This is a genomic window from Dietzia sp. NPDC055340, assembly GCF_053645335.1.
Window position 1 is genome coordinate 162,058 of sequence record NZ_JBSHML010000003.1, and the last position, 25,164, is coordinate 187,221.

Genomic DNA, 25,164 nt, shown 5'->3' on the forward strand with positions numbered 1-25,164 from the left:
CTAAAACAACTTGACTTTCCAACCGAATCGGGCAAACATCAACACAAACGGTCACGAGTGGAGGGTGGAGCCCGATGTACGGGAGCGAGCGACGACGCCACATCGCCGAGTCCCTCGCCGCCACCGGCCGGGTCACCGTCGCCGAGCTCTCGACCCAGCTCGATGTGAGCGCCGAGACCGTTCGCCGCGACCTGTCCGCACTGGAGTCCGAGGGCCTGCTCGAGCGCACCCACGGCGGCGCCGTCCCCGCGGTCCCGGGCGGCCGCATGGAGCGCACGCTGGCCGCCCGCCGCGCCGAGAACGTGGACGCCAAGTCGGCGATCGGCCGGGCCGCCCTCCCACTGCTCCCGAGCGTGGGAGGGACGGTCCTGCTCGACGCCGGATCCACCGCCGCATGTCTCGTCGAGGCCATGTCCGGCAGCCCCGCCGAGGGACGCGGACTCACACTCATCACCAACTCCGTACCGTTGGCCGACGCCATCCACCGCGCCGGGCGCGAGACCCTGCACCTGCTCGGCGGAACCGCCCGCGGCCTGACCGGTGCCTGCGTCGGCTCCCAGACCCTCCGGGCCCTCGACGCGATCCGCGTGGACGTGGCCTTCATCGGCACCAACGGCCTCGACGCGGAGCGGGGCCTGACCACACAGGACACCGAGGAGGCAGCGGTGAAGTCGGCAATCTGCCGGGCCGCCCGCCGCGTCGTCCTCCTCGCCGACTCGAGCAAGTTCGGCCGCGACTTCCTGGTCTCGTTCGCCGACCTCGACCGCATCGACATCCTGGTCACCGACACCCGTCCCACCGGCGCACTGGCCGCCGCGCTCGACACCCGCGGAATCGAGGTCCTGCTGCCATGATCGTCACGCTCACCATGAACCCGTCCGTCGACCGCACGGCCACGTTGCCGGCGCCGCTCCAGATCGGTGGGGTGAACCGCATCGCGGGGATCGACGACTCCCCCGGAGGCAAGGGCGTCAACGTGGCCCGGGTGGTGGCCGCCGGCGGCACCGCTGCGCGCGCGGTCTTCCCGGCCCCGGCCGAGGACCCGTTCATCGCGATGTGCGCCGCCGCCGAGGTCTCGACGACCGTCGTGCCGGCCGACGGGGCGGTGCGGGTCAATCTCACCGCCGTCGACCCCGAGGGCACCACCACCAAGATCAACGCCCCCGGCCCCGAGCTCGACGCGGCGACCCTCGACCGCGCCCGGACCACCGTCGCGGATCTCGCGGGAGAGGCCTCGTGGGTGGTGCTGTGCGGGTCGCTGCCGCGCGGCGTGCCGGACGACTTCTATGCGGGCCTGGTCATCGAACTCCGTGCGGCCGGCGTCCGCGTCGCCGTCGACACCTCCGACGCTCCGCTGGCGGCCCTCGCCGCGCGTTTCCCCGAGGCCGCCCCGGACCTGGTCAAACCCAACGGCGAGGAGCTCGGCCAGCTCGCCTGCGTGGACGGCGTCGAGCTGGAGCAGCGCGCCGCGGCGGGCGACCTCGCGCCGGTCGTGGGGGCCGCCCGCGCCCTGCGCGACAAGGGCGTGGGTGCGGCGCTGGTGACGTTGGGCGGTGCCGGCGCGGTCCTTGTCGACGACGACGAGGCCTGGTTCGCCCAGGCCCCCGCCGTGCGCGTTCGCTCGACCGTCGGTGCCGGCGACTCCTCGCTGGCCGGCTACCTGCTGGCCGAGGCCCGCGGGCTCGGACCGGAGGAGCGCCTCGAGTGGGCGGTCTGCCACGGCAGCGTCGCCGCGTCGCTGCCCGGCACCGGGCTGCCGCTCGGCCTCGACCCCGCAACCCTCCGCGCGACGCTGCGCCGACTCGACTGAACGGCGCGTCCCGCCCGGCAGCCGGCCCACCCCCACCGACCCGACAAGACCCCCCCTCGCCCTACCAAGGACACGGAGTACGGCCATGAACAACCCGATCATCGAGACCGCCACCGTGCGGCTCGACGCGGATCTCGGCGGCAGTAAGGAGGAGGTCATCCGGTCGCTGGCCGGGGCCCTTGTCGACGCCGGCCGCGCCCATGACCTCGACACGATGGTTACCGACCTGCTGGTCCGCGAGGCCAAGGCCGCCACCGGGATGAAGGGCGGGATCGCGATCCCACACTGCAAGTCCGAGGCCGTGGATCAGCCCAGCCTCGGGTTCGCCCGGCTCGACCCCGCCGTGGACTTCGGTGCGAAGGACGGGCCCGCCGATCTGGTGTTCCTCATCGGTGCGCCGGCCGGCGGCGGGAAGGAGCACCTCAAGCTGCTGGCCACCCTCGCCCGGAACCTCGTGCGTGCGGAGTTCGTGGCGGCGCTGCGGGCGGCGGCGACGCCGGAGGAGGCAGTCGATGTGATCCAGGGGGTGCTGACTCCGGCGGAGGAGTCCTCGTCGTCGTCATCGTCGTCACCGTCCCCCTCCGACCAGTCCGGTGCCGCCGCGGGTGCGGCAGGCGCGGCGGCCACGACAGGCGTAGCGACGGCGACCTCCGGCGGCTCGGGCGGCGGCGGATCCACCACCCGGCTGGTCGCGGTGACCGCCTGCCCCACCGGCATCGCCCACACCTACATGGCCGCCGACTCGCTGGCCCAGGCGGCCACGGCGCGCGGCATCGACCTGCAGGTCGAGACGCAGGGCTCCGCCGGTGCGACGCCGCTCGACCCGGCGGTGATCGAAGCCGCCGACGCCGTGGTGTTCGCCACCGACGTCGGCGTGCGTGACCGCGGCCGGTTCGCCGGCAAGCCCGTGGTCGAGTACGGCGTGAAGAAGGCCATCGACGCGCCCGAGGAGGTGCTCGACGACGCCGTCGCCGCGGCCCGGAACCCGAACGCGCGTACCGTCACCGGTGACTCGGGTGGCTCCGGTGCCGAGGCGGGCGGTTCCGGCGCGAACGAGCACTGGGCGCGCGGCCTGCAGCGGGCCGTGATGACCGGCGTGTCCTACATGATCCCGTTCGTCGCGGCCGGCGGCCTGCTCATGGCTCTCGGCTTCCTCTTCGGCGGTTACGACGTCGCCTATGTCTGGCAGTCGCTCGCCACCGATTTCTCGCTGACCGATCTGCCCGGGGAGATCTGGGCGCTCGACGGAGAGATCGTCACCGCGGGCACCGCCGGGGCCGAGGTGCTCTCGCGCACCGGGCTGAGCCTGTACATCGGTGCGGTGCTGTTCGCGATCGGGCAGGCCGCGATGGGCTTCATGATCGCCGTCCTGTCCGGTTACATCGCCTACGGGCTGGCCGACCGGCCCGGGCTCGCCCCCGGGTTCGTGGGCGGCGCGATCGCGGTGTCGCTCGACGCCGGCTTCATCGGAGCACTCATCACCGGTATCGTCGCCGGCTACCTCGTGCGCTGGATGACCTCGTGGAACGTGCCGCGCTGGCTGGCCGGGCTCATGCCCGTCGTCCTGATCCCGCTGCTGGGCTCGCTGGTGATCGGCCTGCTCATGTTCCTGTTGCTCGGCCGCCCGCTCGCCGCCGTGTCCGAGGGGCTGGAGTCGTGGCTCAACGGCATGACCGGCTCGTCCATGATCGTGCTGGGCGTGGTGCTGGGCCTGATGATGTGCTTCGACCTCGGCGGGCCCGTCAACAAGGCGGCGTACACGTTCGCCACCGCCGGGCTGGCGATCGACAACGCCGCGTCGCTCAAGATCATGGCCGCCGTGATGGCCGCGGGCATGGTTCCGCCGCTGGCGATGGCCCTGGCCACGGTCGTGCGCGCGCGGCTGTTCAGCGAGGCCGAGCGGGAGAACGGCCGGGCCGCGTTCCTGCTCGGCGCCAGCTTCATCACCGAGGGCGCGATCCCGTTCGCGGCCGCCGACCCGCTGCGGGTGATCCCGTCGATGATGGCCGGTGGCGCCGTGACCGGTGCGCTGATCATGGCGTTCTCGGTCGAGTCGTACGCGCCGCACGGCGGCATCTTCGTGCTGTTCGCGATCAACCCGGTGTGGGGCTACCTCGTCGCGATCCTCGCGGGCATGCTGGTCTCGTGCGCGGCCGTGGTGATCGCCAAGTCCGCCCGCCGCGAGCCGGCGCCGGCTGTCGCCACGGCCACCGTGGCCGCCTGACCTTTCCCTCCCTGCCGGAACCCGGCCCCACCGACACCCAACCCGCTTGACCCGAGCCACCCCAGAGGAGACACCATGCCCAGTCAGACCGTGATCGTCGGCTCCGCCGAGGGGCTGCACGCCCGCCCGGCCGGGATCATCGCCGAGGCCGCCGAGAACTACGACGACGACATCGTCATCACCTTCGGCGACGACGAAGCCGACGCGGACTCCGCGATGCTCATCATGGCGCTCGGTGCCGAGAAGGGCGCGGAGGTGACCGTGAGCGGCGACAACGCCGACGCGGTGGCCGAGATCGCGCGGCTCGTCGAGCAGGATCTCGATGCGGAGTAGCGCGAGGCCTCCGTTTCCCTCCGCCGCCTCCTCGGCCCCGCCCTTGGCATCCGCTCCAGCGCCTGCCCCACCCCGGGACATCCGCTCCAGCGCCTGCACGCTCGCGACGCAGACGCTCCCCGCGATGAACTCCCGCCCCCGCCGATTGCGCGCGCGGGAGTTCATGGAGTGGAGCGGATGGGCTGGCAGGCCGAGGCCCGGGTGGCCCCCGGCAGGCGACGGGTTGCCCGCCGGCGGTACGCCCGTACGCTGAGCACTGTGCTGGATGTCCTGACCACCGCTGATGACGGGCCGGGGGCTCAGCCGGGCCGGCCGTCGGAGTCTGTGGCGCCTGCGGGGCCTGCGGGTTCAGCTACGACGGCGATCGCGACGATCATCGCGGCAGACGGGTCGGCACCCCTGCCCGCCGGCACGTCGATGCTGGTCGAGTCCGGTGGCAGGATGCGGGGATCGCTCACCGGCGGGTGTGTTGAGGGCGCCGTGCTCGTCGCCTGCCAGGAGGCCCTCGAGACAGGGCACTCCGCCGTCCACCGGTTCGGATACAGCGACGACGACGCCTTCGCCGTCGGTCTCATGTGCGGCGGCACGATCGACGTCCTGGTGCAGCCGCTCGACCCGCGTTTCGCGGCGTCGGCTCCTCCGGCACCAACGCCGACCCCGGGCCAGGCCCTAGCCCCGGCCGAATCACCTACCGCCGCGGCGCCCGCCCCGCCCGCGGCGATGGTCGCCCGTGTGCCCGGCATGCAGCCGGCTCGCCTGCCCGGCGTCGCCGCTATCGACACCGGCCAGGACGACGCCGTCGCAGCGGCGCTGACCCCCCTCGTGCCGCGGACCGTGCTCGCCAACGCCACCCGCCAGGTCGCCGCAATGGTGCGGCGCGGGCATACCGGCCTCGTGCGGGTCGCGGCCTCCAGCGAGTCGGCGGAGCCGGTCGAGTTGTTCGTCGAGTCGCACCGCCCACCTGCACACCTGGTGATCTGCGGCGCGAACGCCTTCGGTCAGGCGCTCGTCGAGGCCGCCCGTCCGCTGGGACACCGCCTCACGCTGTGTGACCCGCGGCCCGCTTTCGCCGATCCCGCCTCGTTTCCCGGCGCGGAGGTCGTCCGCGCCTGGCCCCATCTCTATCTCGCCGACGCCGCGGAGTCCGGTGACGTCGACGCACGCACCATCATCTGCGTGCTCACCCACGACCCAAAGATCGACATACCGACGCTCAGTCTGGCGCTGGAACTCGACGTGGCCTACGTCGGCGCAATGGGGTCGAGGCGCAGCGACCGCGACCGCCGGGCCGCGCTCCGCGATGCCGGGATCGGCGACGAGGCGCTGGCCCGCCTGCACTCCCCCATCGGCCTGGGGCTGGGCGCCGTGACTCCCGCCGAGGTCGCGGTCTCGATCCTCGCGGAGGTCATCGCCGTCCGCGAGCGCCGGCCCCGGGTCGCTTCCCTGAGCGACGACGACGCGCCCCTGCATTCGCCGGACAGTTGATAAGGGACCCGGGTCAGGGCGCCAGGCGCGTCAGATCGTCGGGAATGTCCACGTCGGCGCCGTCATCGAGGTCCGAGCAGTCCACCAACCGGACGAGTTCGTGCTGCGTGCTGAGCAGCCCGCGCGCCCCGACGTCGCCGTGCGCGGCGGCAGCCGCGTCGCCGGTCCAGCGGGCATCGAACAGCACCGGGTGCCCGCGTCGCAGGCGCCCGCCGGGGTCACGGTGGGCGGCCGCGGTGATGCCGCCCGGGCGATGCGCGTGGATCACCCGCTCGATGGCGGCGGCGCTGACGCCCGGCCGGTCGACCGGCATCACCAGCACGTTCACCCCGGCGCCGAGGGCCTCGAGACCACACCTGAGCGATACGCCCATCCCCGCCGACCAGTCCGGGTTCTCGATGCACTGCACGTCCCGGAGCGAGCCGAGCGCCTCCGCGACCTCGCGAGCGCCCGCCCCGGTCACCACGGTCACGCGGCCGCACCCGCCGGCGAGCATCGCGTCGGCGACGTGCTCGGCCAGCGTCACGCCGCCGTGCCGCAACAGTGCCTTGGGTCCCCGGCCGAGGCGGCGGCCTTCGCCGGCGGCGAGCAGAAGTCCCTCCGGCTGCTCACGCCCGGGTGGCCCTGCCCCCGGGCCTGTCTCCGGCCGGGAACTCACGCTCGCAGGAACGCGTCCCCGAAGGCGGGCAGCTCCCGCACCCGCACCCCGGTCGCGTGATATGCGGCGTTCACGATCGACGCCGCCGCGCCGACGATCCCGATCTCGCCGATGCCGCGCGCGCCGAGCGGCCCGGCGTGGGGATCGGACTCGTCGAGCCACTCCACCTCGATCTCGGGGATGTCGGCGTTGACCGGCACGTGGTACTCGGCGAAATCGTGGTTGACCACGTGGCCGAACCGCGGATCCATCTCGCCCTTCTCGTGCAACGCCATCCCCACGCCCATCGTCATGCCGCCGATGAACTGCGAGCGCGCGGTGCGGGGGTTGACGATGCGTCCGGCGGAGAAGACCCCGAGCATGCGATCGAGCCGGATCTCCCCGGTCAGTTCGTTGATGCTGACCTGGGCGAAGTGTGCGCCGAACGAGTGCATCGCGACCTCCTCCTCCGCGGGGTTCTCCCCCGCCTCGGCCTGCGACTCGGCCCCGGGCGCGGGGTCGGCGCCGTGCTCAAGACGGAACTGCTCGGCGGCCAGGAGGATCGCGGCGCCCCAGCTCGCCACTCCGGTCGATCCGCCGGCGACGGTGGCGTTCGGTAGATCCGTGTCGCCGATCCCCAGACCGATCTGCTCGACCGGCACGCCCAGCCCGTCCGCCGCCACCTGGGCGAGCACGGTCCAGGTGCCGGTGCCGATGTCCGCGGCGCCGATGTCGACCCGGTAGCCGTCGTCGGTGCGGCGGATGCGCGCGATGGAGCCCGGCTGCCGCAGGGCCGGGTAGGTGGCGGCCGCGACGCCCGTGCCGATCAGCCACCCGTTCTCCTGGCGGGACCGCGGCGCCGGGTCGCGGCCTGACCACCCGAAACGGTCGGCGCCCGAGCGCAGGCAGTCGATCAGCCGTCGCTGGTTGAAGGGCAGCCCGGTGTCCGGGTGCCGGGCGGGCTCGTTGCGGACGCGCACCTCGATCGGGTCGAGGCCCGTGGCCACCGCGAGCTCGTCCATCGCGATCTCCAGGCCCACCATGCCGGCCGCCTCCCCCGGCGCGCGCATCCAGGACGGCACCGGGGCGTCGAGCGGGACCACCTTCTGCGTGAGCCGCCGGTGCTCGGCGGCGTACATCATCCGGACCGGCTTGATCGCCAGCTCCGGGAACTCCTTGGTGTGGGAGGACATGGACACGGCGTCGAACCCGATGGCGGTGAGCCGACCTTCGCGATCCGCCCCCAGCCGCACGTGCTGCGAGGTGGCGGGGCGGTGCCCCGTGAGGGCGAACATCTGCTGCCGGGAGACCGCATAGGCGACCCGACGCCCCGGGACGGCCCGGGCCGCGAGTGCGGTGAGCATGAGATCGGCGTGGGGCATCCCCTTGGATCCGAACCCGCCGCCCACATGAGGGTTGATGATGCGGATCTGCTCGCGGTCGAGGCCGAGGATCGGCGCGATCATGTCGCGGGCGGGGTGCGCACCCTGGGTCGAGAGCCAGAGCGTGAGCTCGTCGTCGTCCCATCGGGCGACGGTGGTGTGAGGCTCCATGGGGTTGTTGTGCTCCATGGGGGTGCCGTAGACGGCGTCCACCACGATGTCCGCGTCCGCCAGTGCCGCGTCGACGTCCCCGAGGATGTACTCGGCCGAGTCCGGGTCCTCGGGGAGCCGGGCGGACGGGTGGTCACGCCGGAAGTCCGTGTCGTGTGGCTCGGTCTCGTAGGTCACCTCGACCAGGTCCGCGGCGCGCCGTGCCTGTTCGGGTGTGGTGGCGACGACCGCACCCAGGTACTGCCCCCGGAACCCGATCTCGGCGTCGCGGAGGATCGCGAGCTCCCGGTCGTCGGTCTCCGCCAGCGGCGGGGCGTTGTCCGGTGTGAGGACGTGGACGACCCCGTCCATCGCCTCGGCCGCGGACGTGTCCAGCACCAGGGCCCGGCCGCGCGCGATCGTCGCCTGGAGGGGAAAGAGGTACAGCGGGTCGGGCCCGGGGTGTTCGTAGGCGTAGCGGGCCCGGCCACGCACCTTGTCGGCGCCGTCGGATCGGACCCGGTCGGTGCCGATCGCGGAGGCGGGCAGGAGTTCGGCCATCGTCTACACCTCCGAGTCCGTGAGCTCGCCGAGCACGGTCATGATCGCCCCGCGAGTCATCGGGACCTTGAACTCGTTGCCCTCCAGCGGCGCGGCGGCCTCGAGCTCGGCGTCGGCCGCCCGGCGGAAGGTCTCCGGTGAGGGCCGTGCGCCGCGCAGCTCGGCCTCGGCGCGGCGTGCGCGCCACGGTTTGTGCGCGACCCCGCCGAGTGCGATCGACGCCTCGCGGATCACGGGCTCGGGCCCCGAGTCGTCGAGGTCGACCACCGCGGCCACGGAGGCCAGCGCGAACGCGTACGAGGCGCGATCGCGGATCTTGCGGTACGTCGACCGGCCCGCCGGCGGCGGCGGGAGCTCGACCGCGGAGATGAGGTCGCCGTGGCCCAGCACCGTGTCCTTGTCCGGCCGGTCGTCGGGCAGTCTGTGCAGGTCCGTCACGGGTATCCGGTGCTCCCCGTCGGAGGTGAGGACGACGACGACGGCGTCGAGTGCCGCGAGCGCTACCGCCATATCCGAGGGATGGGTGGCCACACAGGCCTCGGATGCGCCGAGTATCGCGTGATAGCGCACATATCCGCCGATCGCCGAGCAGCCCGACCCGGGCTCGCGCTTGTTGCAGGGCGTGGTGACGTCCTGGAAGTAGACGCAGCGCGTGCGCTGCAGGAGGTTCCCGCCCGTCGTGGCGGCGTTGCGCAGCTGGCCGGAGGCGCCGGAGAGCAGGGCGCGCGACAGCACCGGGTAGTCGTGGCGGATCCGTGGGTGGGCGGCCAGATCGCTGTTGCGGACCATGGCGCCCACGCGGACCCCGCCGTCGCCGGAGTCCTCGACCGCGTCCAGCTCCAGACGCCCGATGTCCACGACCGTGTCCGGCGCGGCGATCCCGAGCTTGAGGTGGTCGACGAGGTTGGTGCCGCCGGCGAGGAACACGGCCCCGGGTCGGTCGGCGACGGCGGCCACGGCGTGGCCGGGATCGGTGGCCCGTTCGTACTCGAATTGCTTCATCGGTCCTCCCGGGCGGCATCGCGTACGGCGGCCAAGATGTTGACGTAGGCGCCGCACCGGCACAGGTTTCCGCTCATGCGTTCGCGGATCTCGTCGTCGTCGTCGGACAGGTCGACACGCGCCTCGAGGTTCTCGGTGACCACGCTGGGCGCGCCGTCGGCCGCCTCGCGGATCGCGCCCACCGCGGAGCAGACCTGGCCGGGCGTGCAGTATCCGCACTGGAAGGCGTCGCGGTCCAGGAAGGCGCGGTGCACCGGGGCGAGGTCGCCCTCGGCGGCGAGGCCGTCGGAGGTGGTGATCTCCGCGCCGTCCTGGCTCAGCACCAGCAGTAGGCAGGAGTTGAGCCGCCGACCGTCCACCAGGACCGTGCACGCTCCACACTGACCGTGGTCGCAGCCCTTCTTCGGGGAGAAGTTCTGCAGGTGGTCGCGGAGGGCGTCGAGCAGGGTGGTCCGTGGGTCCACGCTCAGCGAGTGTTCGTGGCCGTCGACCACCAGGTTCACAGATCGGTCCATGGGCCCTCCACACCTGTCACGGGGCCGACCCTGCGGGCGGCGCCTCGTCGTCGTCGTGTGGCGCCACCCTCCTCCCCCGGACAGGAACCCCGCAACCGGTCGGGCCGCGCCGCGGCCATACCGCACGCCAATCAAGCATTTGCTTGGTTAGGTGGACAAACCTATGCTCGACGGAGACGGCACACCGCTGACGACGGACCGGCGCCGAGCTCCGGAACCGTCGCCGCACGAAGAGATGAGAGGTCGCGCGATGACCCAGTCGGTCGCCCCAGGTCGGGAAGCACTGTTCCAGCCGCTCGAGATCCGTTCCCTGCAGCTCGCCAACCGCCTGGCGATGTCGCCGATGACCCGCATGGGCTGCCCCGACGCACTGCCGGACGAGGTCAACCGCGCGTACTACGCCTCCCGCGCGGCCGGTGGGACCGGGCTCGTGGTCACGGAGGGCATCGGCGTGGACCACCCGACCTCGGTGGACCATTCCTGGATTCCGCGCCTGGACACGCCGGAGTCGGTCGAGGCCTGGCGACTGGTGACGGACGCGGTGCATGCGGCGGGCGGCAGCATCATCGCCCAGCTCTGGCACGTGGGGCCGCTCTGGGGAGCCAACGCCCGGTTCGACAAGCCGAACCGCGACCGCCTGATGGAGATGCGGCCGATGCGGCCGTCGGGACTGTGGGGCACCCCGGGCGTGACCACCTACTCCGAGCGCAGCGTCGCACGGTGGTCGCCGGAGATCGAGCCGATGACCGAGGCCGAGATCGCCGAGACGATCGAGGCGTACGCGCGGTCGGCGAAGCTGGCGATGGAGGCGGGCTTCGACGGCGTGACCCTCCACGGCGGCCACGGCTACCTGCTGGACGCGTTCGTCTGGGCCGACACCAACCGCCGCACCGACTCCTGGGGTGGCGATCTGGCCGCGCGCGTCCGCTACCCGGCGGCCGTGGTGGCGGCGGTCCGCGAGGCGATCGGCCCCGACGCGCCGCTGTTCTACCGCTTCTCCCAGCACACGCAGCAGGACTACACGGCCCGCAAGGCCGAGAACCCCGAGGAGCTGGGCATCTACCTGGGCGCGCTCGCGGAGGCCGGCGTGGATCTGTTCGACGCGTCGACGCGCCGGTTCAGCGATCCGGCGTTCCCCGACCTCGAGGGTGACGACGGCAAGGTCACCCTGGCCGGTTGGGCCCGCCGGCTCACGGGCAAGGCGTCCGGAGCCGTGGGCGGGGTGGGCATCGGCACCTCGCTACGCGAGCAGAAGTCCGGGGCCGAGGTCCGGGTGTCGGACAACGTGGATTCGGTCGTGGAGCTCATGAACCGCGGGGAGTTCGATCTCATCTCCGTGGGCCGCCTGCACCTGGCCGACCCGGCTCTCGCCGGGATCCTGCGCTCCGCCGGCCCCCTGCCCGAGTTCATCCGCGAGGAGCACGAGGCACCGCTGCGCGCGCCGCAGTCCTGATCCGGGGTCGGCCAGTCCGGGGCCCGGTGGATCGGGCGGTGCGAGACGGCCTCGCAGCGGCGACGAGCGTGGCCGCGGACGACCACTGAGACCGGGAAATTCGGTAGTCGTGCACCCCTTGACTTGACAGGTCTGTATACATAGTCTGAAGCCGAGGTTTACAGACCTGTATACCCACCTCCTAGCCCGACCCCTCAAGGAGGGAAATCATGTCGCCGTTCCGTCCCTTCATCGACCTTCTCGCCCAGCTGTGGTTCGCCCTCGACACCGCCAGTGCTGTCCGTCATGGCAAGCCCGTCTCCGAGCGGGCCCGCGTGTACTGCATGACCGACCACGCGCCCACCCGGGCGCACCTCGGCTCCGTCGCTGCGTAGGTCCCAGCATCTGCCGCTGCACCTACTGCCGGCCCACCGACGGGTGAGCAGCGTCACGCGGGCAAAGAGCTCGATCGGGCACTTCTCGCGACCGAAGTGATTAAGTTCTTATTGAACACGATCGTTCTCGCCTGCTTCCACAAACGAGGTTCCCCACATGACCACTTCCACCTTCACCCCTGTCGCCAAGGGCATGCGCCTGGCCCTGATAGCCGGCGGTCTCATCGCGATCGCCTTCGGCATCGCCGTGCTCGTCTGGCCGGGCAAGACCGCCGTCGTCATCACCGGCGTCATCGCGGTCTGGGCCATCGTGGCCGGGCTCATCTACATCGCTGTGTCGTTCGCCACCACCGGCCATTCCACCGGCAGTCGGGTGGGCCACGGCCTGCTCGGCGTGCTCTACATCGTCGCGGGCATCTACGCCTTCGTCTCACTGCAGCAGTCGGCGGCCTTCCTCGCGATCTTCGCCACCGTGTTGATCGGCGTCATGTGGATCTTCGAGGGCTTCACTGCCCTGTTCAACCTCGGCGAAGCCAGCTCGAAGGGCATCACGATCTTCTTCGCGATCATCTCCGTGCTCGCCGGCATCTCGCTGGTGAGCACGCCCCTGTGGGGAGCCGGCTTCCTGTGGTGGCTCGCCGGCATCGCACTTCTCGTCCTGGGCGTGCTCAACGTGATCCGAGGCTTCTCGATCAAGGCCTGACGCGCCGACCGGCCGCGGTCAACCAGGGTTATCTCGAGGCCCTCTCGTGCCGGGGAATGCCTCGAAACCCGCCAGCAGGCCGGGAGCGAACCTCCAGCGAACTGCGAGCCGTCACTTCGGTCAGCATTCGGCCAGGTGGGCGGCGGCGGGTGGCCGCTCGCCCGGTGACGCTCCGCGCGACCCCGTCCAGCCCGGGGCGCTGCCGGTGTGGCCCGAAATGGGTTGTCACCAGTCGTGTTACGTTGTCCTGGCCAGCGAGACCAACAGGTCGCGGGAATCCGGTGCGAATCCGGAACTGACGCGCAGCGGTGAGGGAGATGGCAGGGGCACGATGCCACTGGGTCGGTAGACCCGGGAAGGCGCTCCCGGCCAGGTGATCCCGAGTCCGAATACCGGCTGGCCCTCGCGGTGACCACCGCCAGGTCAAGATCGGGCTTCGCGTTTCAAGGCCCGCGACCTCGAAAGCACCACGATGCGCGCACCCGCTCCGGCTGACTGCGGCGAGGCCGTCGCTGACCGCGCCCGGGCCGCCCGCCGGCGCGTTCGCGTCCGGACCTCCCCTTCCGGACTACCCGCCCGGGCCGCCGGGCTCGGCCTGGGCGTCGCGCTGGACCGCGTGGTGGGGGATCCCCGGCGGTGGCACCCCGTCGCCGGATTCGGAGGGGTCGCGATGGCCGTCGAGCACCGGCTCCTGGACCCGCGCCGATCCGAGACCGGGCAGCGGGCGGCGGGTGTGCTGTTCACCGGCATCCTCGTCGGCGGGAGCGCCGCGGCGACCCACGCCGTGGGCCGGCTGCTGTCCCAGAGCACGGCCGGGACCGTCGCGTGGAACGCGGCCGTCGCGTGGGCCTGCCTCGGCGGGAGCTCGTTGCTCTCGGTGGCACGCCGACAGGACGCTCTCCTGCGCTCCGGCGATCACGACGGTTCCCGGGCCCTCCTGCCGTGGCTGTGCGGCCGCGACCCGGACGCCCTCGACCCCGACGACCTGGCCCGCGCGGTCGTGGAATCGGTCGCGGAGAACACCTCCGACGCGGCCGTGTGCACGCTGTTCTGGGCCGCGATCGCGGGCCCGGCCGGCGCCGCGATGCACCGGACCGCCAACACACTGGACGCGATGGTCGGTCACCGCTCACCGCGGTACCAGCACTTCGGCACCGCCTCGGCCAGGCTCGACGACGTCCTGGGATTCGTTCCGGCCCGCCTCGCCGGGCTCATCGGCGTCGCGGTCGCCGGCACCATCGGCGGCAGCCCCTCCGGCGCCCTACGGACCTGGCGTCGGGACGCCCGCACGCACCCCAGCCCGAATGCCGGAGTGGTGGAGTCGGTGTGCGCCGGCGCGCTCGGGGTCCGGCTCGGCGGCCCGACCCCCTACCCGTACGGCGTGCAGCAGCGCGCGGTCCTCGGGGACGGGCGGCCGGTCCGCGCCGAGGACATCGGCCGGGCCGTTCGCCTCCACGACCGGGTCCAGCTGGTTACCGCCGGCCTGATGATCGCCGGTCTGCTCGTCGCCCACGCGAGGACGGTGCGGCGCGATGGCTGAGGACCTCGACAAGCTTCGTATCCACGGCGACACCCAGGTCGGCCCGGGCGCGATCGACTTCGCGGTGAACGTCCACGGGGACCGCCCGCCCGCATGGCTGGCCGACCGGCTGCGGCAACGCATCGACGATCTGGCCGCCTATCCGACCGCCGCCGACGAGGCCCGGGCCCGGCGCGCCGTTGCCGAGAGACACGGCGTCGATCCCGGCCGGGTGCTCCCGCTCGCCGGGTCCGCGGAGGGTTTCCATCTGCTGGCCGACCACGCCGCGCGCCGTGGGCTGCGCGCCGCCGTGGTGCACCCGTCGTTCACTGAACCCGAGGTGGAACTTCGGCGGGCCGGGGTGCCCGTCACCCGGGTGATCCTGCGCGAGCCGTACACCTTCGACCCCGGCCTCGTTCCGGAGTCGGCCGACCTCGTCGTCGTCGGCAATCCCACCAACCCCACGTCCGTCCTCCACCCACGGGCGACCATCGCGGCGCTGTGCCGCCCCGGGCGGGTCACGGTGGTGGACGAGGCGTTCTGCGACGTGGTCGACGACGAGGGCGGCTCGACGCTCGCCGGCGCCGACCTGCCCGGGCTCGTGGTCCTGCGCTCGGTGACCAAGACCTGGGCGCTGGCCGGCCTACGCGCCGGGTACGCCGTGGGCGACGCGGCGGTCCTCGCCGACCTGGCCGCGCACCGGGTCCACTGGCCGCTCGGCACCCTCCAACTGGAGGCCGTGGCCGCGTGCTGCTCGGGCGAGGCGTCGGTCCACCTCGATCGGATCCGGCGGCGACTCGCCGCCGACCGCGCGGCGATGTGCGAGGCCCTCACCGGCGCGGGGATCGAGATCGCCGTCCCGCCCGCGGCGCCGTTCGTCCTGGTCAGGACGCCGGAGGGGTACGATCCCCACGACTTCCGGGCCCGGCTCGGCGAACGCGGCGTCGCGGTCCGCCGCTGCGACACCTTCCCCGGTCTCGACCCGCGGCACGTGCGGTTGGCCGTCCGCGACGCCGCCACCGTGAGCCGTCTCATCACCGCGTGGGAGGGCGCCCGGGATCAGGCGTCGACGGACTCGGACAGGGGGTGACGCCCCTGTCGGTAAAGCCCTGTGCATACCCTGTCCCTGTACTGCTGACTTCCGGAACACGCAGGGGAAGACCGGTGAGAATCCGGCGCTGACCCGCAACGGTATGCGGCCACCCAGGTGGTCGCGAGCCCGATTACCTGCCCGGATGTCCGCGACTCCGAGTACATCGCCGAGGTCTGCGAACCGGAGTCCTGCAGGTGATGCGGCGTCGCTGACGCCTACCCACCCACAGGTCTCTCGTGTCGTCTCACCTCATGACACGATCCGAGGTCTGATCATGTTTCGTCGCAAGTCCCGAATCACCCTGTCCACGCTCCTCGTGGCCGGCGTTGCCCTCACCGGCTGCTCCCGCGGGGAGGCGATCGAGAGCAGCGGTGGGGGTGAGGCGTTCGCCGAGCCGGTGACCATCACCAACTGCGAGCGCGAGGCCACCTTTGAGGCTCCGCCGCAGCGCATCATCTCGATGAACGACCACGTCACCGAGACGCTGATCCAGATGGGCGCTGGGGATCGTATCGTCGGCATGGGTTACGGCGAGCAGAACGACGTGCTCCCCGAGGTGGCCGAGCAGTTCCACGCCATCCCGTCCCTGGCCGAGGAATACCCGACCTGGGAGCAGATCATCGACCTGGAGCCGGACATGGTGGTCGGCGGTATGCGCAGCGCCTTTGACGAGAAAGAGGGCCGCAGCCGCGACGCCCTGGAGGCCCAGGGGATCTCCACGTTCCTGTTCTCCGAGTACTGCGGCGAGGGCTTTCCCGACCTGGGGATGCTCGACACCGACTTCGAGCAACTGGGCCGCGTGCTCGGCGTCGAGGACGGGGCCGAGGCCCTGGCCGAGCGGATCACCGGGGACATGAACGAGGTGCGCGAGTCGCTGAATGAGGCCGGGGTCAGCGGCATTCCGACCTTTTTCTACGACGGCGGCGAGACGGAGCCCACCACGATCGGCGGCGTGGGGGTCGGGCAGTTGATTGGCGAGTACGCCGGCGCAGACAACATCTTCACGGAGGGCGAGAAGCCGTACGTCACGACGACGTGGGAGATCCTGGGCGAGCGGCAGCCCGAGGCGATCGTGGTGCTGGACTACGGTGCCACCAGCGCGGAGGACAAGGTCGCCTACCTGCGCAACCAGCCCATCATGTCCACCACGCCGGCCGTTCGGGAGGACCGCATCGTGGTGGTGCCGCTGTCGGACTTCTTCGAGAGTTCACGCATGACGACCTCCACCGAGACCATCGCCCGCGCACTACACCCGCAGGCGTTCGGGGGCCGGTGATGACCACCGTCGCCGAACCCGTGGCCGACGCCGCCGGCCGCGCCTCCCGGCCCGGTTCCGCCGCACCACCAGCGCCGCCGCGCCGACGCCCGCTGTGGCTCATCCTGGTCCCACTGGTGGTGCTCCTGCTGATGTCGATCGCCGCCGGCGTCTCGCTGGGGTCGGTGTCGATCCCGATCGGCGACGTGTGGGCGATCGTCGCCCACCGCATCGCCCCCGGCGCGTTCGAACCGTGGTGGACCCAGGCGCGCGAGGCGATCGTCATCGAGTCCCGGCTGCCCCGATCGCTCATGGCCGCCGCTGTCGGAGCGTCGCTGGCGGTGGCCGGTGGCGTGGCCCAGTCTGTCACCCGCAACCCGCTGGCCGACCCATATCTGCTGGGGGTGTCCTCGGGCGCCGGGTTCGGCGTGGTGGTGCTCACCGTGCTCGGGATCGGCGCCGGCGTATGGGGCGTGTTCACGCTCCCGATGGCCGCCTTTCTCGGCGCGCTTCTGCCGCTGGCCGGCGTCATCCTGGTCGCGCGCCGCGCGCATGACACCACCGCGATCGTCCTGGTGGGCGCGGCCATGACCATGGTGTTCGGCGCGCTCAACACGTTCGTGCTCCTGGTGCTGGGTGACGATCACCAGCTCGGCACCGTCATGCGCTGGCTGGCCGGCGGATTCGGGGACGCCGGCTGGACCATGCTGTGGGCCCCGCTCGGCATCCTCGCGGTGGCCGGGACGGTGGTCCTACTCTGCAGCCGACACCTGGATCTGCTCCTGACCGGCGACGACGGCGCCACCGCGATGGGCGTCAACGTGCCGCGCTTCCGCATCCTCATGCTGCTGCTGGTCTCACTGCTGACCGCGGGCGCCGTGGCCGTGTCCGGGACCATCGGCTTCATCGGCCTGCTGATCCCGCACCTGGCCGGCTACCTCACCGGGCGCACGTCGGTACGGCTGCTGCCCACGGCCGCCGTGCTCGGCGCCGTGGCGCTGGTGCTGGCGGACCTGGCCGCCCGGTCCGTGTCCGACGGGGCCGAGCTCCCGGTCGGCGTGGTGACCGGGGTGATCGGTGGCCCGGTGTTCCTGCTGATGTTGTGGCGCCGCTACGGGAAGGCCTCGGTATGACCACGTTGACCGCGCTCGATGTCGACGCCCGCCTCGGGGGTCGACAGATCCTCGACGGGGTGGGCCTGACCGTCACACCCGGCCGGGTCACCGCCCTGGTCGGCCCCAACGGCAGCGGCAAGACGACCCTGCTGCGCACCTGCTACCGGGCGCTGCCCACCACGGCCGGTCTCGTCACGATCGACGGCGCGGACATCACCTCACTGCGCCGCCGCGCCCTGGCCCGCACCGTGGGGGTGAGCACGCAGGAACCGGTCTCGCTCGGCGGGATCACGGTCCGCGAGTCGGTCCGACTCGGCCGCACCGTCAAGCGAAGAATGTTCGAACCGTTCGGCACCGACGACTCCGACGTGGTGGACACCGTCCTGGCGCAGGTCGGGATGACGGCGCTGGCCGAGCGCGATGTGCTGGCCCTGTCTGGCGGCGAGCGGCAGCGGGTCTCGATCGCGCGCGCTCTGGCCCAGCAGCCGGAGGTCCTCCTGCTCGACGAGCCCACCAACCATCTGGATCTGCACCAGCAACTGTCCGTCCTGACGCTGCTGCGCAGGCTGGCCGCCGACGGACTGGCCGTGCTGTTGACCCTGCACGACCTGCGGATGGCCACCGAGTACTGCGACGCGATGGCGGTGCTCCAGCGCGGCCGGGTGGTGGCCGACGGCCCGCCGGAGAAGGTGCTCTCCCCCGCCCTGCTCGCCGAGGTGTTCGGCGTCCGCGGCGAGGTGCGCCCCGGACGCGCCGGTGGCCGCACCCTCGACGTATGGGGGCTCGCCGATGAGTGACGTGCCCGGCCGCCGCGCGCGAGGAGACCACGGTGGTCACGACGACGAGGGCCGCGCGCCCGGGGCCGTGGCCTCGGCGTACGAGCGCGTCTCGGGCCCGCTCGGGGATTTTGCCCGCACGATCGAGCACGGGCCGCGGGTCCTACCCGGATCGGTGCTGACGGACCCGCGGTGGCTCGCCCGGCGGGTGGCCGACACCGGCCGACGATGGAGTCACGACGATCCGCGGGTCAACGGCACCCTGTGGTGGTATTCGGCCAGCTCATCACTGGTCGCGGCGCCGCTGACGATGCTGCTGACCGCCGGCCTCGCCCCGGATCCGCGGCCGGAGCGGCTCACCGTGTCACTGCAGCCCAACGGCTACCTCAAGGCCGCCCGGTCGGACCGGCTGCTCGCCTCTGTCGGGGAGTTCGCGAACGCACTCTGCCAGGCGCACGCCGAGGTGATCGCGGCGCTGGCGGAGGTATCCGGGGCGACGCCGCGGGCCCTGTGGGCCATCGCCACGGACTCCATCGGGAACCGGGCGCTGGAGGCGGGTCGGGCGGTGGGCGACGGGGACCGTGTGGACGGCGCCGGGGGCGGCGGCGCAGACAGGGGCGCCGCCCTGGCCCGGACTGTCTGCCGCCCACCCCTCCTGCCGGTGCGGTACGTGGACGTCGACGGGCCGCAGCGCTCCCGACGTTTCGTCCGCCGCAGTTCCTGCTGCCTCATCTATGTGGCCACCGGCGGGGACAAATGCGTCAGTTGCCCTCGCCGGACTCCGCAGGATCGGCAACATCAGCTGACCCTCCGGTCGTGAGCGGTACCGCCATGCCCACCGGTCACGCAGACCTGGGCTGAGGCTGGCCCGGCCGGGCGGCGCCGTCGAGCCGCCCGGCCAGGGTAGCCGGTCAGCGCTTGCGGGCGCTGTTGCTCACCTTCTGCAGAAGCTCTTTTGCCCTGCGCTGGTTCTCGGGCTTCGCGGCCTCGCGTCGGACCACGTCAACGGCCTTGAGGGCGATCCCGCTCTTGATGGTCTTACCCAGAAATCCCATCGTGCACCTCCATGTGTCGGGAGCGCCAGCGTAGGCACGGTGCACGCGGCCCGCGACCGGCCGCCGGTGACTGGTTCAGCCGACCACGGCGGTGAGCAGGTCCGACAACCCGGCGACCGCTCCGATCACCGTGATCGCCGGCGGCTCGATCCCCGCCTCGGCGCAGGCCGCGGCGATCGTGGCCGCTGTCCCGTGCAGGATCCGCTGCGTGGGCATCGACCCGTCGGCGACGGTCACCGCCGGGGTGTCGGCGGGCAGGCCCTGTGCGAGGAGTTCAGCGGTGATCGCCTCGAGGTTCGTCACGGCCATGAGCAGCACCAAGGTGGTCCCCGACCGGGCCAACGCGCCGTAGTCGAGGGTCGACTGCGGGCTGCCCGGCGGGACGTGCCCGGAAATGACCGACACCCCCTGAGACAGGCCGCGATGGGTCGCGGGAACGCCGGCGAGGGCCGGGACCGCCAGCGCCGAGGTGACGCCCGGGATCACTCTCACCGGCACCCCGGCGGCCGTACACGCGAGGTACTCCTCGCCGCCGCGGCCGAACAGGAAGCTGTCGCCACCCTTGAGGCGCACGACCGTCCGGCCGCGCCGTGCCTGGTCGACGAGGATCCGGTTGATCTCCTCCTGCGGGGTCGCCCGGCCGAAGGGGATCTTGCCCACGTCGATCACCTCGATGCGTGCGTCCAACTCCTCGAGCACCGCGACCGGGCCCAGGCGGTCGGTCACCACCACGTCGGCGGCGAAGAGCGCCTCCCGCCCGGCGACGGTCATCAGCCCGGGGTCTCCGGGCCCACCGCCCACCAGCACCACCTGACCGGTGATCGCCTCCGTCGCAGCCGTCACGTCATCGTCCTCTCGTCACGTTCTGTCTCGCGCCCGCCACCACGTCGGAGCAGGTACACGTCCATCACCCAACCGTGCTCGGCGCGCAGCCGGTCGCGTTCGGCCCGCAGCTCATCGAGCACGTCGCCGACCCGCCCGGCGGCCAGCGTCTCGCCGACATCGCCGAGATTGCCGCCCCACCAGATGCGCCAGTCGTCCAGGCCGTCGAGCGGCAGGTCGGAGTTGAGCATCACCACCACGTTGTCGGCGCCCGCGGCCACGACCTCGCGCAGCCGCCGGCCGGTGGTGACGGTGATCGTGGCGCCGATCTCGTGCAGGACGAGCCGATGTCGCGCGGCCAGGACCTGCAGCGCGGAGATGCCCGGCAGCACCCGGACGTCGAGGTCCAGGCGCCCGCGCTCGGCGATCCGGTCGAGAATCCGCAGCGTCGAGTCGTAGAACGCGGGGTCTCCCCACACGGGGATCGCCACGTCCCCGGGCCGTTCGGTGAGGATCTGCTCCCAGGCCAGTGCGCGGGCCTGGTGCCAGTCCAGGACCACGCCGCGGTAGTCACCGTGGGTGGAGGTCGACGACGACGAGCGGTCCCTCTCCGGATCCTGTACCCCCACCAGCTCGAGCCCCGGGGCGTGCCGGCCCAGGAGCTCGACGCGCCTGGTGAACAGCGGATCGCCCGGACGCTTGAGGGCGGCCACCGCATAGTCGGACGCCTGTAGAGCATGTACCGCCTCGACGGTGATCTGATCGAGTCCGCCGGAGCCGATACCCACCACGTGGATCCGCCGCGTCGGCGAGTCCGCGGCGGCCGCGGGTCGGTCAGTCACCGTGGGCATCCTCGAGGTCGCCCTCGACGTCCAGGTAGAGCTGTCGCATCTGATCCATGAGCGCGGCGTCGGGCTCGGCCCACAGGCCGCGGTCGGCGGCCTCGGTCAGCCTCTCGATCATCCCGCGCAGCGCCCACGGGTTGGACCGTCTCAAGAAGTCCTGGTTGGTCTCGTCCAGCACGTACTCGCGGGTCAGCGTCTCGTACATCCAGTCGTGCACCACGCCGGCGGTGGCGTCGAACCCGAACAGGTAGTCCACGGTCGCGGCCAGCTCGAAGGCCCCCTTGTACCCGTGCCGCTGCATGGCCGCGATCCACCGCGGATTGACCACCCGGGCGCGGAACACCCGGACGGTCTCCTCGGCCAGCGTGCGGGTGCGTACCGCGTCGGGCGTGGTGGAGTCGCCCACATACGCCCTCGGCTCGGCCCCGGTGAGCGCGCGCACGGTGGCGATCATGCCGCCGTGGTACTGGAAGTAGTCGTCCGAATCGGCGATGTCGTGCTCGCGGGTGTCGATGTTCTTCGCGGCCACGGCGATGCGCCGGTAGTTCGTCCGCATGTCGTCGGCCGCCGGCACGCCGTCGAGGTCGCGGCCGTAGGCGTACCCGCCCCAGCGGGTGTACACCTCCGCCAGGTCACGGTCGTCGCGCCAGTTGCCGGCCTCGATGGTCTGCAACAGGCCCGCCCCGTACGAACCGGGAGCGGAGCCGAAGATCCGTGTGGTGGCCCGCCGCTGATCGGTGTGCTCGGCCAGATCGGCGCGGGCGTGGGCGGCCACGAAGTTCTGCTCGTCGGGCTCGTCCAGACCGGCGACCAGCTGCACCGCGTCGTCGATCATGGCGATGACGTGCGGGAATGCGTCCCGGAAGAAGCCCGAGATGCGGACGGTCACGTCGATGCGCGGGCGTCCCAGCTCGTCGGCCGGGACCACCTCGAGGCCGTTGACCCGCCGGGAGGCCTCGTCCCACTGCGGGCGCACGCCGAGCAGGACCAGCACCTCGGCGATGTCGTCGCCCGAGGTACGCATGGCCGAGGTGCCCCAGATGGACAGCCCCACCGACGCGGGGTACCCGCCAGTCTCGGACACGTGGCGCTCGAGCAGCGAGTCGGCCATGAGCTGACCGGTCTCCCAGGCCAGGCGCGACGGGATGGCCCGCGGGTCCACGGTGTAGAAGTTGCGGCCCGTGGGCAGCACGTTGACCAGGCCACGCAGCGGGGAGCCCGACGGCCCGGCCGGGATGAAGCCCCCGTCGAGTGCATGCAGGACCCCGTCCATCTCGTCCACCGTGGCGGCCAGGCGCGGGACGACCTCGCGGGCGGCGAACTCGAGGACGCGGGCGACGTCGTCGCGGCCGGTCACGTTGTCGTCGTCGCCCCCTTCCGCGGCGCCGGAGTCGCGGGCGAGGTCACCGCCCGCGCCGAGCCCTGCAGCGCCAATACCTGCACCGACCCCCGCGGCGGCGAGGACCTCGGGCACCGCGGCGGCGTCCCAGTCGCGCGCGTCCATCGCCACGACCAGCTCGCGGGCCAGCGCCTCGATGCGGTCCACCTCCTCGGTGGGTGCGCCCTCGGCCAGCCCCAGCGCGCGGCGAAGGCCCGGAACCGCGGCGGACTCGCCGCCCCACACCTGCGAGGCCCGCAGGATCGCCAGCACCAGGTTGACGCGTGCCTGGCCCTCGGGCGCCTGGCCGAGTACGTGGAGGCCGTCGCGGATCTGGACGTCCTTGATCTCGCACAGCCAGCCGTCGACGTGGAGGAGGAAGTCGTCGAACTCGTCGTCGCCCGGCTGCTGCTCCAGGCCCAGGTCCTCGTGCATGTGAGCCGAGCGCATGAGGGTCCAGATCTGGTCGCGGATGGCGCCGAGCTTGCCCGGGTCCATCGCGGCGATGTTGCCGTACTCGTCCAGCAGTTGCTCGAGCCGGGCGATGTCGCCGTACGACTCCGCGCGGGCCATCGGCGGCACCAGGTGGTCGACGATCGTGGCGTGCGCCCGGCGCTTGGCCTGCGCGCCCTCACCGGGATCGTTGACGAGGAACGGGTAGATCAGCGGCATCTCGGCGATCGCCGCGTCGGTCGCGCAGTCCGCCGACAGCGCCGCGTTCTTACCCGGCAGCCACTCCAGCGAGCCGTGCTTGCCCAAGTGGACCAACGCGTGCGCGCCGAAGCCGCGGGACAGCCAGCGGTAGGCGGCCAGGTAATGATGCGACGGCGCGAGCTCGGGGTCGTGGTAGATCGCCACCGGGTTCTCGCCGAACCCGCGGGGCGGCTGGATCAGTAGCACCACGTTGCCCGCCTGCAGCGTGGCGAGCACGATCTCGCCGGCGTCGTTGACGAACAACTCGCCGGGCGCCTCGCCCCACGCCTCGACCATCTCGTCGCGCAGCGCCGGTGACAGGTCCTCGGTCCAGCGCAGGTAGTCGGAGGTGCTGATCCGCACGTGGGAATCGGTGAGCTGAGCCGTGGTCAGCCACTCCTCGTCCTGGCCGCCCGCCTCGATGAGCGCGTGGATGAGGGCGTCGCCGGCGGCGGTGTCGTCGGCGAAACCGGCGTCCTGCCCACTGCCGGCGCCGTCCCCGGCACCGCCGGTGGCCACGCTCCCGCCCTCGCCGGAGCGGGTGAGGAAGCGGGCGATCGGGCCGTCGTCCGGGCCCAGATCGTAGCCCTCCTCGCGCATGCGGCGCAGCAGCCCGATGGTGGAGACGGGCGTGTCCAGGCCGACAGCGTTGCCGATGCGCGAGTGCTTGGTGGGGTATGCCGAGAGCACGAGCGCGATCCGGCGCTCGGCCCGCGGGATGTGCCGCAGCCGGGCGTGGGCCACGGCGATCCCGGCCACGCGCGCGCACCGTTCGGGGTCGGCGACGTAGCGGGGCAGGCCGTCGGCGTCGATCTCCTTGAACGAGAACGGGGCGGTGATGATGCGGCCGTCGAACTCGGGGATCGCGATCTGGCTGGCCGAGTCGAGCGGGTTGACGCCGTCGTCGGAGCCCTCCCAGTCGTCGCGGCCCCAGGTCAGGCACAGCCCCTGCAGGATCGGGATGTCCAGCGCGGCGATGCGTTCGACGTCCCAGCTCTCGTCGTCGCCCCCGGCCCCCGCGGCGCCGGGCGTGGTCCCGCCGGCGGCGAGCACCGTCACGACCAGCGCGTCGAGCGTGCCGAGCGCGTCGAACAGCTCGTCCGGCGCCGACCGCAGCGAGCCGGCGAACACCGGCACGCCCACGGCCTCGCCGGTGGCGTCGATCGCGTCCGCCAGCGCGTGCGCGAAGCCCGCGTTGCCGCTCACCTCGTGGGCGCGGTAGTAGAGCACGCCGACGCGCGGCAGGTCGCCCGCCGGGGCGCCAGGCCGCTCGGGAAGCCCCCACACCGGTACGGCCACCGGCGGTTCGAACCCGGCTCCGGTGAGTAGGACGGTGTCCGAGAGGAAGGCGTGGAGCTGCGCGAGGTTGGCGGGCCCGCCCTCGGCGAGATAGCGGTGGGACTCGGCGGCGGTGCCGATGGGGACGGTGGAGACCTCCATGAGGTCCGCGTCAGGGGTCTGTTCGCCGCCGAGGACGACGACGGGCACGCCGGCGCCCAGCACCGCCTCGAAGCCGTGGTCCCACGAGCGCCTGGATCCGAGGATCCTGACGACGACGAGGTCGGCCCGGGTGAGCAGGTGCGGGAGGTCGGTCTCCACGTCGATGCGTGACGGGTTGCCGAGCGTGAACGCCGCCCCGGATTCCCGCGCGGAGAGCAGGTCCGTGTCGGACGTGGACAGCAGTGCGATGCGGGGAGCACGCGAATCGGACGACTCGGGTGTTGCCGCGGCGTCGTCAGGGGACGCCGAACGCCGGTCTTGGCGCATGTTCTTCTCCAAACCCTCGTGGAACATGTCGCCGTGGCCGGTCTCCTGGCTTTCGCATCGACGCCACGCGACCGACCTTCCCGGGCTGGTGAGCCCAGTGGCCTCCGCCCCGTGAGGGACGGACGAGGGTCGCGGAACTCCGCGACTACAGTGGCGAGGGCCGCGCCGGCTTCTCCTCCGGCTTCCCGAACACCACGGCACCGCCGAGACTATCGGC

General features: G+C 72.3%; 22 protein-coding genes and 3 riboswitches. Of the genes, 14 read left to right on the forward strand and 8 right to left on the reverse strand.

What is annotated here, in order from left to right; genetic code table 11:
- Window positions 1-74: 74 nt before the first annotated feature.
- The 5 genes from ACWIFB_RS03060 to ACWIFB_RS03080 all read left to right on the forward strand — a co-directional run bounded on the left by ACWIFB_RS03060 (window position 75) and on the right by ACWIFB_RS03080 (window position 5,852).
- Window positions 75-854: a DeoR/GlpR family DNA-binding transcription regulator gene (locus tag ACWIFB_RS03060; protein ID WP_454057264.1), complete on the forward strand. Its 780-nt coding sequence runs from the start codon at window positions 75-77 to the stop codon at window positions 852-854.
- Window positions 851-1,810, forward strand: a complete 960-nt coding sequence (locus tag ACWIFB_RS03065) for a 1-phosphofructokinase family hexose kinase (RefSeq protein ID WP_454057265.1) — start codon at window positions 851-853, stop codon at window positions 1,808-1,810. Before ACWIFB_RS03060 ends, ACWIFB_RS03065 begins: the two co-directional genes overlap by 4 nt.
- Before the next feature lie 85 nt (window positions 1,811-1,895).
- Window positions 1,896-4,034: a PTS fructose transporter subunit IIABC gene (locus ACWIFB_RS03070; RefSeq protein WP_454057266.1), complete on the forward strand. Its 2,139-nt coding sequence runs from the start codon at window positions 1,896-1,898 to the stop codon at window positions 4,032-4,034.
- Between the two features lie 75 nt (window positions 4,035-4,109).
- On the forward strand, window positions 4,110-4,367 hold the full coding sequence (locus tag ACWIFB_RS03075) for an HPr family phosphocarrier protein (RefSeq protein ID WP_344996976.1): 258 nt from the start codon (window positions 4,110-4,112) through the stop codon (window positions 4,365-4,367).
- Between the two features lie 258 nt (window positions 4,368-4,625).
- Window positions 4,626-5,852, forward strand: a complete 1,227-nt coding sequence (locus ACWIFB_RS03080) for an XdhC family protein (protein WP_454057267.1) — start codon at window positions 4,626-4,628, stop codon at window positions 5,850-5,852.
- A gap of 13 nt (window positions 5,853-5,865) precedes the next feature.
- Here ACWIFB_RS03080 and ACWIFB_RS03085 read toward each other — a convergent pair whose 3' ends face one another.
- From ACWIFB_RS03085 to ACWIFB_RS03100, 4 genes are read right to left on the reverse strand one after another with little or no spacing between them, the layout of a single operon-like run.
- Window positions 5,866-6,510, reverse strand: coding sequence for a nucleotidyltransferase family protein (locus ACWIFB_RS03085; RefSeq protein WP_454057268.1), 645 nt, complete (start codon window positions 6,508-6,510; stop codon window positions 5,866-5,868).
- Window positions 6,507-8,582 carry a xanthine dehydrogenase family protein molybdopterin-binding subunit gene (locus ACWIFB_RS03090; RefSeq protein ID WP_454057269.1) on the reverse strand — a complete coding sequence of 692 codons (2,076 nt, stop codon included), beginning with the start codon at window positions 8,580-8,582 and terminating at the stop codon, window positions 6,507-6,509. The genes ACWIFB_RS03085 and ACWIFB_RS03090 overlap by 4 nt, the downstream gene beginning before the upstream one ends.
- Window positions 8,583-8,585: 3 nt before the next feature.
- The gene (locus ACWIFB_RS03095) at window positions 8,586-9,584 is read right to left on the reverse strand and encodes an FAD binding domain-containing protein (RefSeq protein ID WP_454057270.1); all 999 of its coding nucleotides are present in this window, start codon (window positions 9,582-9,584) and stop codon (window positions 8,586-8,588) included.
- Window positions 9,581-10,099: a (2Fe-2S)-binding protein gene (locus tag ACWIFB_RS03100; protein WP_452098116.1), complete on the reverse strand. Its 519-nt coding sequence runs from the start codon at window positions 10,097-10,099 to the stop codon at window positions 9,581-9,583. Before ACWIFB_RS03100 ends, ACWIFB_RS03095 begins: the two co-directional genes overlap by 4 nt.
- A 250-nt stretch (window positions 10,100-10,349) precedes the next feature.
- On the opposite strand from ACWIFB_RS03100, the gene ACWIFB_RS03105 reads away from it, so the two are divergent.
- From ACWIFB_RS03105 to ACWIFB_RS03145, 9 genes are all read left to right on the forward strand, one after another.
- Entirely contained in the window at window positions 10,350-11,552 is a 1,203-nt protein-coding gene (locus ACWIFB_RS03105) for an oxidoreductase (RefSeq protein ID WP_454057271.1), read from the forward strand.
- Window positions 11,553-11,761: 209 nt separating this feature from the next.
- Window positions 11,762-11,926: a hypothetical protein gene (locus ACWIFB_RS03110; RefSeq protein ID WP_452098118.1), complete on the forward strand. Its 165-nt coding sequence runs from the start codon at window positions 11,762-11,764 to the stop codon at window positions 11,924-11,926.
- Window positions 11,927-12,083: 157 nt separating this feature from the next.
- Window positions 12,084-12,629, forward strand: a complete 546-nt coding sequence (locus tag ACWIFB_RS03115) for an HdeD family acid-resistance protein (RefSeq protein ID WP_452098119.1) — start codon at window positions 12,084-12,086, stop codon at window positions 12,627-12,629.
- Between the two features lie 235 nt (window positions 12,630-12,864).
- Window positions 12,865-13,044: riboswitch (cobalamin riboswitch) on the forward strand.
- A 57-nt stretch (window positions 13,045-13,101) separates the two neighbouring features.
- Window positions 13,102-14,169 carry an adenosylcobinamide-phosphate synthase CbiB gene (gene cbiB, locus ACWIFB_RS03120; RefSeq protein WP_454057272.1) on the forward strand — a complete coding sequence of 356 codons (1,068 nt, stop codon included), beginning with the start codon at window positions 13,102-13,104 and terminating at the stop codon, window positions 14,167-14,169.
- Window positions 14,162-15,238 (forward strand): Rv2231c family pyridoxal phosphate-dependent protein CobC, encoded by a 1,077-nt coding sequence (gene cobC / locus ACWIFB_RS03125; protein ID WP_454057273.1) that lies wholly within the window; start codon window positions 14,162-14,164, stop codon window positions 15,236-15,238. The genes cbiB and cobC overlap by 8 nt, the downstream gene beginning before the upstream one ends.
- Before the next feature lie 35 nt (window positions 15,239-15,273).
- Window positions 15,274-15,398, forward strand: a riboswitch (cobalamin riboswitch).
- A 117-nt stretch (window positions 15,399-15,515) separates the two neighbouring features.
- Entirely contained in the window at window positions 15,516-16,517 is a 1,002-nt protein-coding gene (locus ACWIFB_RS03130; protein ID WP_454057274.1) for an ABC transporter substrate-binding protein, read from the forward strand.
- Window positions 16,517-17,629: a FecCD family ABC transporter permease gene (locus ACWIFB_RS03135; RefSeq protein ID WP_452098123.1), complete on the forward strand. Its 1,113-nt coding sequence runs from the start codon at window positions 16,517-16,519 to the stop codon at window positions 17,627-17,629. The genes ACWIFB_RS03130 and ACWIFB_RS03135 overlap by 1 nt, the downstream gene beginning before the upstream one ends.
- Window positions 17,626-18,408, forward strand: coding sequence for an ABC transporter ATP-binding protein (locus ACWIFB_RS03140; RefSeq protein WP_454057275.1), 783 nt, complete (start codon window positions 17,626-17,628; stop codon window positions 18,406-18,408). Before ACWIFB_RS03135 ends, ACWIFB_RS03140 begins: the two co-directional genes overlap by 4 nt.
- The gene (locus tag ACWIFB_RS03145; RefSeq protein WP_454057276.1) at window positions 18,401-19,207 is read left to right on the forward strand and encodes a (2Fe-2S)-binding protein; all 807 of its coding nucleotides are present in this window, start codon (window positions 18,401-18,403) and stop codon (window positions 19,205-19,207) included. The genes ACWIFB_RS03140 and ACWIFB_RS03145 overlap by 8 nt, the downstream gene beginning before the upstream one ends.
- A 91-nt stretch (window positions 19,208-19,298) precedes the next feature.
- On the opposite strand, the gene ACWIFB_RS03150 is transcribed toward ACWIFB_RS03145, so the two are convergent.
- From ACWIFB_RS03150 to cobN, 4 genes are all read right to left on the reverse strand, one after another.
- Entirely contained in the window at window positions 19,299-19,442 is a 144-nt protein-coding gene (locus ACWIFB_RS03150) for a hypothetical protein (RefSeq protein WP_454057277.1), read from the reverse strand.
- Window positions 19,443-19,517: 75 nt separating this feature from the next.
- Window positions 19,518-20,285 carry a uroporphyrinogen-III C-methyltransferase gene (gene cobA / locus ACWIFB_RS03155; RefSeq protein ID WP_454057278.1) on the reverse strand — a complete coding sequence of 256 codons (768 nt, stop codon included), beginning with the start codon at window positions 20,283-20,285 and terminating at the stop codon, window positions 19,518-19,520.
- Window positions 20,282-21,106: a precorrin-6A synthase (deacetylating) gene (gene cobF / locus ACWIFB_RS03160; RefSeq protein ID WP_454057279.1), complete on the reverse strand. Its 825-nt coding sequence runs from the start codon at window positions 21,104-21,106 to the stop codon at window positions 20,282-20,284. Before cobF ends, cobA begins: the two co-directional genes overlap by 4 nt.
- Window positions 21,099-24,974 carry a cobaltochelatase subunit CobN gene (cobN, locus tag ACWIFB_RS03165; protein ID WP_454057280.1) on the reverse strand — a complete coding sequence of 1,292 codons (3,876 nt, stop codon included), beginning with the start codon at window positions 24,972-24,974 and terminating at the stop codon, window positions 21,099-21,101. The genes cobF and cobN overlap by 8 nt, the downstream gene beginning before the upstream one ends.
- Window positions 24,966-25,159, reverse strand: a riboswitch (cobalamin riboswitch). (Overlaps the previous gene by 9 nt.)
- Window positions 25,160-25,164: the final 5 nt, after the last annotated feature.